The sequence below is a fragment of the Selenomonas bovis DSM 23594 genome (assembly GCF_000381005.1).
In the GTDB taxonomy this organism is placed as follows: domain Bacteria; phylum Bacillota; class Negativicutes; order Selenomonadales; family Selenomonadaceae; genus Selenomonas_C; species Selenomonas_C bovis.
In genome coordinates, this window is the sequence record NZ_KB908386.1 from 21,039 (window position 1) to 33,286 (window position 12,248).

The 12,248-nt window shown below is 48.5% G+C and carries 8 protein-coding genes; 4 read left to right on the forward strand and 4 right to left on the reverse strand.

What is annotated here, in order from left to right; genetic code table 11:
* Window positions 1–8: 8 nt before the first annotated feature.
* Genes F599_RS0105390 through F599_RS16250 form a run of 3 tightly spaced genes read right to left on the reverse strand, consistent with a single transcriptional unit; the run spans window position 9 to window position 7,116 of the window.
* On the reverse strand, window positions 9–2,603 hold the full coding sequence (locus tag F599_RS0105390) for an SNF2-related protein (RefSeq protein ID WP_019542502.1): 2,595 nt from the start codon (window positions 2,601–2,603) through the stop codon (window positions 9–11).
* A complete protein-coding gene (locus F599_RS0105395) occupies window positions 2,593–3,822 on the reverse strand; it encodes a hypothetical protein (protein ID WP_019542503.1) in 1,230 nt (409 codons plus the stop codon). Before F599_RS0105395 ends, F599_RS0105390 begins: the two co-directional genes overlap by 11 nt.
* A 3-nt stretch (window positions 3,823–3,825) precedes the next feature.
* The gene (locus F599_RS16250) at window positions 3,826–7,116 is read right to left on the reverse strand and encodes a sigma factor-like helix-turn-helix DNA-binding protein (protein ID WP_420902057.1); all 3,291 of its coding nucleotides are present in this window, start codon (window positions 7,114–7,116) and stop codon (window positions 3,826–3,828) included.
* Window positions 7,117–7,555: 439 nt separating this feature from the next.
* Here F599_RS16250 and F599_RS0105405 point away from each other — a divergent pair, with 439 nt between their 5' ends.
* The 3 genes from F599_RS0105405 to F599_RS0105415 all read left to right on the forward strand — a co-directional run bounded on the left by F599_RS0105405 (window position 7,556) and on the right by F599_RS0105415 (window position 10,238).
* Window positions 7,556–8,008, forward strand: coding sequence for a LexA family protein (locus F599_RS0105405; protein ID WP_019542505.1), 453 nt, complete (start codon window positions 7,556–7,558; stop codon window positions 8,006–8,008).
* Between the two features lie 279 nt (window positions 8,009–8,287).
* Window positions 8,288–8,467 carry a hypothetical protein gene (locus F599_RS13670; RefSeq protein ID WP_033369120.1) on the forward strand — a complete coding sequence of 60 codons (180 nt, stop codon included), beginning with the start codon at window positions 8,288–8,290 and terminating at the stop codon, window positions 8,465–8,467.
* Between the two features lie 313 nt (window positions 8,468–8,780).
* Window positions 8,781–10,238, forward strand: coding sequence for a Sau3AI family type II restriction endonuclease (locus F599_RS0105415; RefSeq protein ID WP_019542507.1), 1,458 nt, complete (start codon window positions 8,781–8,783; stop codon window positions 10,236–10,238).
* A 217-nt stretch (window positions 10,239–10,455) separates the two neighbouring features.
* On the opposite strand, the gene dcm is transcribed toward F599_RS0105415, so the two are convergent.
* Complete coding sequence (dcm, locus tag F599_RS0105420) at window positions 10,456–11,655, reverse strand: DNA (cytosine-5-)-methyltransferase (RefSeq protein ID WP_019542508.1); 1,200 nt, start codon at window positions 11,653–11,655, stop codon at window positions 10,456–10,458.
* A gap of 168 nt (window positions 11,656–11,823) precedes the next feature.
* Between dcm and F599_RS0105425 the strand changes: the two genes are divergently transcribed.
* Window positions 11,824–12,228 carry a very short patch repair endonuclease gene (locus tag F599_RS0105425; RefSeq protein ID WP_244869338.1) on the forward strand — a complete coding sequence of 135 codons (405 nt, stop codon included), beginning with the start codon at window positions 11,824–11,826 and terminating at the stop codon, window positions 12,226–12,228.
* The last annotated feature ends 20 nt before the right edge of the window (window positions 12,229–12,248 follow it).

The following is a 12,248-nucleotide window of genomic DNA, read 5'->3' on the forward strand; positions in this document are numbered from 1 at the left end:
GCTAATCTTTATGCATCCATCCCGAAGATTTCTGCAAAAATCATGGCGAGATCTTCGTCATCCGTCGTGGTTTGCTCCATTCTCTCGTCGTTAATGGCATCAAGCATAAGCCTGTTCTTCTCTTCGAGACGCTGATAAACTGTTTGGTCAAGAGACACCATGTTTCCTTGGAAATCAAACGCCTCCATCATGTAATAGTATTGTGTATATTGGCCGGCAGGAAGACCCAAACGATGAATACGGTCTTTTGATTGCAGCATATGAACGAGGTTGTAGCTATATTCCAGATATACCGCATCATGGCATACATCATGGAGCGACACTGATTCCGCAAGCGTGTGAGGATTGGTAACTAAAACATCCAACCTGCTACCATGAAAGTCATTCAGAACATTTTCACGCGTATCCATCTCGGTACATCCATCTATGGATTCAGCGCGGATTCCACGATGCAGCAATTCTTCTTTGACCTCTCTGATTGAGCGGCGAAAGATACACCAGCAAATCGCTTTCTTTCCATCAGCCACAAGCCTCACCAATTTGCGAAGGCAGGCATCCATTTTAGTGGATATTTTAGGGCATTTACTGACAAGTTCGCTAACTTCTGTTGAATAATCCTTGAAATCAATATCCCCGATGTCTTCTGCTTCAAAATCAAGGATTTCCATCAAATCTGATGCGTCGATACTGTCCAGAAGCATTCTGGGATTCGATTCCAGTTGCAGCACACGAATAAACCAAAGAAGCCTGTTGCTTCGGTGATAGGCTTCTTTTAGTATATAGAATAGCCTATTCTCTATATTGCTCGCTTGCACATTGCATTCTATATCCGGATTTGCTGGAGGAACTTCGAGCTGCTCTTTCGTTGTCCTGCAGTAGAAAGGTTTCAGTTTGCGATTGATATCCTCTTTTTCTGTTTCTGTCGGATTTTTCAACTCACTTTGGCGATACCCAAAGAATGCTCGATATTCATTTGGAAACATCAGGTGAAGCATATTATAGATGTCCACATACCCGTTAGGGATAGGCGTTCCCGTCATTACCGTGACATAATGAGCAACTTGCGCTATATATAACGCGGATTCGGCTCGTTTTCCATTGATTCCTTTGATTTTGTGGACTTCATCGAAAACCAGCATGGTGTCTTGCCTGGATACCAAATCTCGTAAATCTTGTTCCCAGTTTGCCAGGCTTTCATAATTGAACAGGAAAAGATTGTATTCTTCATAATGGTGACGAAGAGAAAGTTGCTTTTGTTCCCTATCCTCCCAAGCGTTATCATGCAAGTTGAACACTCTTAATTGCTGCTTTTTGCCAAAGCAAGCACGAAATTCGTGTTGCCAGGATCCAAATGCATTTTTCGGGCAAACGACGAGAATGCGTTTCATGCCAACTTGCTCTTGCAAAAAAGCGAACATACCAAGCACCGATGATGTCTTGCCAGAGCCGGGGACTGAAAAATTCCCGCTCTTTATCATCATTGTCATGAAAAATGCATCCCACATCTGGCGGCTTTCTAACCGCCTTTCTAAAGAGGAACTGACAATTTCCCTGAACTGTTGGAATTTGGGCAGCATTCTCTTGTCGTGCCGTTTGATGTCTATCCCCAACGTAGAGCGTTTTTGAATATGAATCTCCTGGCTTTCGATGAATTCACGGAGCCGATTGGTCATGGCATAACGATAGCCGTAATCTAAACGTGGAATTTTCATATTCAATATGCTGTCAATCTTTTTGTAGTCAATATAGGTAAGGCCGTCTTTGAAATAAATCATCCCAGGCTTTGTGCTTTTTATATACTTGCGCAGCCTAGTCCTGACAAAGCCCCGGTCGAGCAGATACTTTCCGCCATCGCCAAGATTCATATGCAAAATCAATCGTCCATTATCAAAATCAAGAATGCAAGCATTCTCCAGCAAAAGGATGTCTTCTTTTATCATTATTCCCTTGTCGTGCCTCATTATTTCTTGCAATACCACGTCATCAATCTCTCGTACGACAACGTCACCATAACCGCCCTTCCAATATGCATCAAAAATGCGTTGGCTCTTATTGATGCCGCGCGTATAAAATCCATTCTTGTCCAACCAACTGCATACTACGCTAAACGATTCATGATTTTGTCGCATTGCCGCAACGGTTTCATTATTAGATCCGGTAAACTTTATGCGGTTCCCTGCAGCATCAGACAGTATGCCGAATTTGTCGTGGAATATCCCCTCCCTGGTAAAGGCAACTTTTATATCAAGGCATCCCATTGCAATCAGCCGCGCCAGATTCGACAAGCCTTTTTCAAGGAATATGTTGCCATCTGTCTGCAGAGATTCCAGCAATTCCTGTCTGACACGGCTCCTCACGGCATAGCCAACCCGAATTTCTTCGAGTTCTTCCTCGGGTATCTCCTTTGAAACTACCAATCGATATTTATGTCCCATGCCTGCAAAATATTCCACGCCTGTTGCATAGATTGCCAAGGCTCTCGCAGAAAAATAAGCACTGGCACGGTCATAGCTTACCGCCTCCATTAACACTGGATTGAAAAACGATTCAACGACATCGTCTTCAGTGGTATAAAACGAGTCAAACTGGAGGTCAGTGAACATCTGCTTTCCCCTTTAAATCGTTAAGGAGTTCTATCAGCTCATCTGCCTTTCCGCGTATGTCCTGAAGTTGCGTTTCGGACAATTTGGAAAATATATTCGTGTCCAGCTCTGCAATCGCATCAATCGCTTTGTCCAAGACATGAGCGGCCTGTTCTCGGTTCGCTGTTGCACGAATACGTTCGTCGTATTTGTCCGTTGTCTGCAGCGCCTCTCTGGCAAGAGCGGATTCGCGTTTCATGCTTTCCAGTTTTTCAAAGCGAACTTTCTCTTGCGCATCTTTGCTGTCACTGATTTGATCTGCGACTGTTTCCGCGATATCCATCTGCTTTTCGACGAATTCTCTTCGCTGACGTTTATCTTTCAATATTTTTTTGATTTTGCGCATATATCTCGTCATGTCAGCTTTGGGGGCCAAGGCTAAATTCGAGAATATGATTTGTTTCACGTCTTCCTGCTCATCCTCGTCTTTTTCACTCTTGATGATTGGATATATTTCTCGCAAAGGACCATCCAGCTTCTCTTTTCTGGCAATATAGAACTGAAATGGGTGCTGGATGAAATCAAGATACTCCACCATTAATTGCGCTATTTCAAGGTCTTTGTTGACCTCCTTGAGCGGCTGGTTGATGCTTTTTGCATATTCGTCCGCCGTCAGCAGTTTGTTCCTTACGACATCATTATACAAGCCCGCCAGACGATCGATTGGATCGTAATCGACACGTGCCTCTTCGCCATGCTGAACCATCAGCTCAAGCATCTTGATATGCTTGGCATCACGTTCCATGTTCTCGGTCAGGATTACAGTCTCGAAAAAACCAAATTTTGCAGGATTCTTACGGTTAAGTCTGCGCAAGCAGGTGAACCTGCGGTTCCCATCCACGACGCGTCCATCGCTTAAGGTAATGCCCGCTTCACGTTGATCAACCAATTTGATGTTGTTTTCTGTCTGTTCAATTTTTTCTGGATTGCTGGCAACGATGAATTTCTCGATTTGATCGTTATACGCTTCAATATCATCCCGGCTGATATCCTGTCCGTTGTGTTCAGAGCGATATTCTTCCAGCCATGTTGCAATACGGTCGTTCTGGTCATTATAAAAGAGTGCGTCCAGGCGCACACGATATACTGGATAGGGTTTCGTTTTCCCAGCAATCGTCAGCTTGCGGGTCATTTCCGTTCTCTCAACCAATCCGCTAACTTCGTCTGTCAATAGGTTCATCTGTCAAACCTCCTGAAAATACGCATCGTAATCACGATACAGTTTATGCATAATGCTATTATAGTACAAATCGTTCTCTCTTTCCGCAGCGATTTCTATCACCACATGGTTATCCTTATATTCCATACCATATTCTTCACGGAGCATATCCATAAAATCATCAATATCAATCGATACCTCATGCTCCATGACATCCGCAATAAATCCTTCCATCGATATTGTGTCTGCGCCACTGTAAAACAGTCTTGTGTTTCCGTGCCTTAATGATTGGAATGCTCCGCTGAATCTCAAAATCGACATCAGAAAATAATCATCGAATCCCAAGCAATCAACAGACGTCTTTCCGCCTTTAGCACGAAAATAAGAAATTGTAAAATAGGATTCTTCCATAGCGGCTTTGACCTCATAGGCAACTGACACAAGTCTTTCTTTCGTCCATCCTTCCTTCTCCAAACGACTAAGCATAATAAAATGGTTTGGTGCAAATTCTATGGCCTGTAACTTCTGTTGCATAGGCCAAATCCACCATGTCCTGATGTTCGTGTCCGCTTCAGTAAACTCAATTATTCCGCGTTTGTTGGCAGTATAGATGAACGCTTCTCTGAAGCTTGAAAAATCTTTTTTATAAATCGTTTGGTCATTTGCTACATACCCCAGTTTATCCAAATTATAGCGGTTTAAAATATCCGGGGAATCAGGGCACACAGCATTAAATATCTCTTTTGCCATCAAAAGGCTATAATACGGCTGTGTCAATGCCATGGATAAATTTTTTAGGTCTTCTTCAGATGCTTTCTGAACGGCAATAGAATAAGTATCACCTTGTAAATATTTTTTTGCAAAACAAGCATAATTGGCGAAAAAAGTTGACTTCGGAATTCCATATTGCTCTCCATAGTACGAAGCAAATTCTTCTTTTGTCGCTTCACCAAGTTCCCGCAAGGCTCCAAGCACTTGCCGCTCCCGGTTCGCATTCCCAAAAGCCAGAATTGGCATCCTGCATACGGACATACGCATTTCCTTTGCTGCGGCATGGCTTACTATTTTTTTCAGAAGATTGTGCAGCTCATAGGCATCCTTCAGGCCGTATTCCTCCGCCACATCGGGATACCTGTCAAGGAAATACTGCGTCCCAATCTCGACATCTCTGCCAGCCAGCTCCTCAAAATGAAAATCTCGCAGCAGCACCTTGGCATCGACGTCTCGCGTGTCGTAAAAACGAAAGATTTTTCCCTGCTTCCACAACGTGCAGGGGCTTCTGCTCAGTGCCACTTCCCCATAACGCGCCGTCAGGGTAACCCTCTCGTCCTTGTCACAATCTAGCATGAAAAGGAATACGGCATACTTTTTGTAAAAATCTTCAATCCCAATATCCTCCTCACAATAGTGCGACAGGAAATAGTTCAGGAAACTTTGCCTGTTTATCGGCAAGTATGTGCCATCCACATTGACGCAATCGGCATATGCGGCTTTTTTCAGGAGAATGGCAATTTTTTTGCGGTAGCCTAGCGGTATATTCTCGTCCCGCAAGGAATCGGCAGGACTCTTTTTGCGGCTTCCTCCGTACCTATGCGCCAGATAATAGTATCCTGTTGCGTCGACGCCAAAGGCATTTCGCATCTCATCAGGAGAAAACGAATACTCGTAAAAGACCTCGCAGAACCTGTCCTCATAGAGCGCATGACCCTTCCTGCGGATTGTCCGGATTGCCTTCGCCTCTATTTGCCTGACCCTTTCCCTCGTCACCGCCAATTCGCGCCCGACCTCTTCCAGCGTGGCATTGCCTGACCTTCTCGCGAGAACTAGCCGCTCCCTCTCCGTGAGATCCTTCGTATGGGCGATGTACTCGCGAAACGTTTCCCGCATCTTGACATAGCCCATGTTGTCCTTCTCAACGAAGCCTTCCTCTGTCAGGTCGCGCAGGGTGGCACCTAGAGGGAGATACCCTGCAAGCCCCCATGGGAGCTGTGCACCGATTTCCTGCTCAATCTCGTCATAGGGGCAGGGCCAGTCCCGGTCTGTCACCGCGCATATCGCCTGCCGGACGGCCTCGGCCATGCACTCTGAGTCGCCGATGGCACGTAGGAACGGCTCGTTCGCCGTGATTTTCTCTGCCGTGTCCCCGAAGGGGGCCAGCTGTTCCTTGCCTTGCCGCAGCACCTCCAGCAAGGCAACGCAAAGTTCGTTCCTCGCGCCGCCATGCTTTTCCTGGAAGGACAGGACATCGGCAATCAACTGGCTATAAAGCCCCGTCCTTCCCGATTGTCCTTCCACATCGATTACAGCGCGGCTGCCGTATCTTTCAAGCAGCTCTCCCTGTAGCCGTATGATTTCCCGCACAGATTTTTCCCCTAGGTTTCGTACGCTTCGCCAGTCGCTTTCCCTCACACCGAGGAAGGACGCCAAGTCCACAATCCGCTTTTTCATCTGTTGGCTGCGCACGATGCCGTTGAAGGAGCGTACGGACAGGTTCGCTTGGAGAAGGCTCAGTAGCTCGTCTCGGCGAATATCAGGGAATCGCGTCTCGCTGGCGGCATCCATGCCGGATTGATAACTTTTCCCTTCACGCCAAGCGGCAAGCATGGCAGTGGCGTTCTGGCGCAGACGCTCTTGAAACGCCATGATTTCCTTGACCGTCTTTCGCCCCAGATTGCGTACCCGATACCAGTCTTCCTCTTCCATCGCGAGGAAAGTCTTCACGTCTGTGACCTGCCGGCTTGCCTTGATGCCGTGCACAGCGCGCACAGAAAGATTCTCTTTCAGAAAAGCGAAGAATTCCTCCCGTCGCGGGCTGTCATCTGGAAGGGGGCGAGAAACACCTTCTTGCGTCGCTTTCCCTTTTGAAAAGTCCATACTGACTATGCTAGGTTCAGCCAATGCCCTAACCAGCACAGATGGTTCGCGAGATTTGTCCTCTTCCTCGGCCCGTTTTTCTGCAGATTCATCATCGATGTCTTTTATCAGCGAGGCAACCTCTGCGAGAACTTTCTTGTACTCCGTCGGGTTATTCTTATATAATTTCACGGTATCGATAAACAACCGCGTCGGTTTCGTATAAAGCGATTTCCCGCTCCAAGCAGATTCCATACTTATCATTTGGGAAGCAATGCCACTTCGAGATCGATATGAATCATCAATCGTTAGGCCAGAGGAGACAGCCATCTGTCTCAATTTTCCCGAACAATCTGCAATGGCCTCTGAACGCGTCATTTCTCCATTGACGTATTGCAAGTAGGAGTTTAAGAGAGCAACTGCCTCATACTTGGTGAAAGGAACGTTTTTGGATTTTGCCACGCCTCGTATCACTTCCTCTGTATCATACGGCATTTCAGTAACAATTTGCTTTCAAAAATGGAATCTCCTTACGTTTGACGCGAACCCCAAACAGCATGATCGGATACAAGAAAGACCGAACCTGACGGCTCGGCCTGGTCTCCAAATGATACCATCTGGGCAACTCTGTTACGCATATTATATCGAGCCTTGTTGCGAAATACAAGAAATTTCTGCACTGGGCATATTTTATGTCTTTTATGTTTTCGTATCCTTTTCGACGCTCTGTGCCTTTAATCCTGCTTTTACCGCAAAAAAGCCGTCATACCTGCCTTTTCCTCTTGCGGAACAAGAATTTGCGGGTTTTGTCAACTTCATCTCGATACAACGAACGAGATGGCTATAATAAACCATGTTGGAATAAATATTCCATTTAGAATCAAAGGAAGGAGGAACCGGCTTGCGCACAAAAAACAAGGCCAACTTTCGCCTGCTGGAGTCCTTTATCGACGGCTACCAAGAGAAACATGGGATTTCTCCCACGACGAAGGACATTTCCCGAGGGACAGGGCTTTCCACCGGCACGATTTCCCGCTATCCGCAGTATATGCGGGAACAGGGGATGATTGACTACCAAGGGCACAAGGGTTTTGTCACCCGCAAGATGCGGAAGATGCGGGACGCGACGGAGCTGGTGCCGCGCCTCGGGAGCATCGCCTGCGGCATCCCGAAGTTCGCCGAGGGGAATATCGAGGAGTATGTGCGGCTGCCGATAGCGCTTTTTGGGAGCGGCGATTTTTTCCTGTCCGGCAAACAGGGAACCATCAGGGGAATTTTCCATTCCCAGCAGATGGTTTTCTGTTTGCCGGATTTTTTGTGCAAAAAATTCTGTCGACCGTTAAGGAACCACTGATTAATGCAAGGATTTTTCCGTTCTGCGTCGAAAGCAACGATAAGGGCATTGGAAGGGATATGGCGACGTATTTTCGCGATAATTGAGTCTAATTATCGCGTAGTTGTACATAGTAAACTCAACGAACAAACGTCCACTTTGTGGACATTGTGCGCCCGTCCTTGCAGTAAATCCAGCCAATCGCGCTGCGCCTGCGGCTTGCGCTCTTGGGGATTTACATAGTAAACTCAACGCACAAACGTCCACTTTGTGGACATTGTGCGCCCGTCCTTGCAGTAAATGACACGCGAAGTCATGCTCGACGCCCTCGAACACGACTACAACGACCTCATGAACCTCGGCGAAATCTACGGCGCCCGCGGCGTAGAGGCAGCCATCGACACCATCCACCTCTACGAGAAAGCCCTCGAGCTCGCCTACGCCAAGACTACCGACTACGGTGAGGAAAGCGAGCACTAATTACAACTTTCGAAACACAATCGAGGGGACGATTACAGAAAATCGTCCCCTCGATTGTGTTTGTCGAAAACCACTTTCAAGATTTCTCACGCGATAACGGCATAGGCAGACCTACTGTCCAAGCCCCTGTCACCCTGGACCAGCAAAAAATCCAGAAAAGAAAAAAGGCATACAGGCCACCCTTGTCGAAACAAGCAACGTACAAGCATCCATTCCACGGATATCGTGCGCCCGTCCCGGGATACTTCCCGCCGATTACTCCGTGCCCCGATTATCATAACAACATATCGTCAAGAAAGAAGGCTGCTCTAGAATGCGCGAAGATTTATATGACAAGACAAGTCCGACGGATATAGAGGCATACGGCAAGAAGATGATTGGAAAAACTATGCGGCAGATATATAAGTCACGCATTGACAAGGAACTAATCCACGACAAGCAAGAGGGCTATCTATCCTCCCATGAGGACAAGAACTACAAGGGCGGCATCGGCAACCTGATAGAGGAGTGCTGGTTCGGATATGCGGCCAATTCGGATGCTCAGGCAGATTTCTCCGATGCAGGCGTCGAACTGAAGGTCACGCCGTATATGAAGACCAGCCATGGATTCCGTGCCAAAGAGCGCCTCGTACTGACGATGATCAACTATATGGAAATCGTCAAAGAACGCGATTTCGAACACAGCCACCTGTGGGAGAAAGCGCAGCTCATCCTGCTGGTATGGTACCTGCATGCAAAGGGTATCAGCGATATGGACAGCACGGTGGATTTCGTACAGCTCTTCACACCTCCACCAGAGGATCTCGCAATCATACGCAGCGATTATCAGAAAATCATCACAAAAATCAAGGCCGGCAAAGCCCACGAACTCTCAGAAGGTGACACTTTGTATCTGGGTGCCTGCACGAAAAGCTCTAATTCCAAGGTGAGGCGTCAGCAGCCGTTCAGCGATACAGAGGCAAAGCCCCGTGCGTTCTCCTTCAAAAACAGCTATATGACCTATATACTCCTGCACTATATCATGCCCGGGAAACAGACATACGAACCGATTGTCAAGGAAGGTCAGCACATCGCCAACTTCGAAAGATATGTCACTGATAGGATTGCCAGGTATCGGGGGGCCAGCATTTCTAATCTAGCTGCCCATTTCCAAATTGCCTCACACGCCAAGAATATTCCGGCGATGCTGGCTTTCCGTATCCTCGGTGTGACAGGGAACAACTGCGAGGAATTCGAAAAAGCAGGCATCGCCGTCAAGACCATCCGCATCCAAAGGAATGGCCGTATCAGAGAGAACATGTCATTCCCGTCAATAAACTATCGAGAACTTGCCAGGGAGAATTGGGAGGATTGCACATTCGGAAACTATCTGCGTAATACGAGATTCTTCTTCGTAATATACCACGAGGATTCGGATGGGGAATATCGTCTGCAAGGAGGGCTGTTCTGGAATATGCCAGCCAAAGACCTGGAAGGCGATGTGCGCGCGGTGTGGCAGGAAACCCACGACATCATCAGTAGGGGGCAACTGTCACTGACGTGCAGCAGGAACGGCACGATCATCAACAACCTGCCGAAAAAAGCAAACCATCCGATATCTCACGTCCGGCCCCATGCCAGGACCCGCGATGATACCTCCCCTTTGCCCGAAGGAACGCATATCCATATAGGAAAAGGCGTCGCCTGGAGCAATCCGGATGCTTATACAAAACATTGCTTCTGGCTCAACAACAACTACATCCTGAGACAAATCAAGCAGGCGGGAAACTGATAGCTGCGAAATCTCCAGCAGTCACCGGAGCAGCCAGATAGCCCGCAACATGTGGAGCATACACAAAAAAACAAGACCTGTCTGCAGCCTTGTCTTACTGTGTAAATCCCCAAGAACGCAAGCCGCAGGCGCAGCGTGATTGGTTGGATTTACTGTAAGGGCGATGCGCAATGTCCACGAAGTGGACGTTTGTGCATGTTGCTTTGTGTATAGGAAGTCATTCTTGTTCTACAATCTCGGCAAGCAGCCTGCCCATCCGGGTGATGCAGCCGACGACCAGAGCATTTCCCATACAGAAATATTGGAAACGATCCGTCATCCCTGTATCAGTCCAATGCTCAGGGAATCCTTGTATCTTGTTCGTTTCATTCGGAGTAAGCAGACGATACCGCCCTGTATCGAGATCGCGGACCACATGTGTACTGCGGTTCGTCGTTCCCTCGCTGGTGAGCATGGTCCGGGCCGGCCGATCCACAGGGTCCGGATAAGCAATCGGCCCCTCCGAGAACGTATATTTATGACCGTTCCTCGCTGTTCTCTCGATATGCTTGGCACCTTTGAGGTATTTGAATTTCTCCAAGGATGTATCGTCAAGATAATACTTTTCATCGACACCGTGGTCCATGATATCTCTCAGCAACACATGCGGCCCGTGGTAATCCGGCTCCGCCTTCGCTGTGAACAGCATGCCGTCTGTCATATAACCAGCCGTATCGAACGCGAAGCCGAACGCATCAGATATTGCCAACAAGTCTTGCGTGCCAAGTTCGCCCTGATGCAACGCCCCGCACGGCGCAATCGGAAACACCTGCGCGAAGAAGCCATCCTGATGGATGACCCTGTCTGCGGAAGCACCATGCATGTACCGCCCATAGACCGTATCATTCCGATAGGCAAAGATGAACGTGCGGCGGCGGCGCTGCACGAACCCATAGTCCGCGGCGTTGACAACGCGCCATTCGACACTGTATCCTAATGCCCAGAATGATGCCAGGATGATACCGAAATCGCGCCCCCGTTGCTTGCCCGGCGACTTGAGAAGCCTGTCGACATTCTCCAGCAGTACGAACGGCGGATGTTTCGCAATCAATACACCCCGTATCTGCCACCACAGCACGCCCTTCTTGCCCTCGATTCCCTTCGCTCCGGTACGGGCCACCGAGTAGTCCTGGCAAGGAAATCCGCCAACCAGCAAGGTATGATCCGGGATGCTTGCCTTGTCGACGGTGCCTATATCCTCATTGACATAGATATCCTTCTTGCCGAAATGAGCGCAGTAGCAGTCGAATGCGTCCTGGCGCCTCCTGCTCGGTTCCCACTGGTTCGCCCATACAGTATCCCAGTTTGCATCGGCGGCCTCGAGCCCGACGCGGAAACCTCCGACTCCCGCAAATAGCTCGCATACCGTCTTATCCATATATGGGGCCTCCCTTCCCTCGCTCTTTTCACGGATCTCATTATAACACGAACGCCATCATCGATCAAGGTCGAATTCCCAAAAGATCTGACCGCAATCAAATGTCCCCGGATAATCAGACCTGCGGTATCTGATACATCTTCCTGAAAGGAGGTGACGCCTTTGGACGTGCTCACGAAAGAACAGCGCCGGAAAGCCATGTCCCGCAACCGTGCCAAAGACACACGACCGGAAGTGCGTCTTCGCAAGGCGCTCTACCACCAACGGCTCCGGTACCGCAAGAATTACCGCAAACTCCCCGGAACGCCGGATATCGCCCTGACCAGGCAGAAGATAGCAATCTTCGTCGACGGTGACTTCTGGCATGCCAGAGGGCACGAGACGCACCCGGGAGAGCAGGTCACTACCAACAAAGAATACTGGGTCAAGCACCTATCCCGCAATGTCGAGCGCGACCGCGAAGTGACCGACACCCTGACCGAACAAGGCTGGCTCGTGCTCCGATTCTGGGAGTCCGACATCAAGCGCAATCTCGAGGCCTGTGTGAATACCATCTTGGCCTATGCGCGCTGACCATAGGAAACCACACTCTC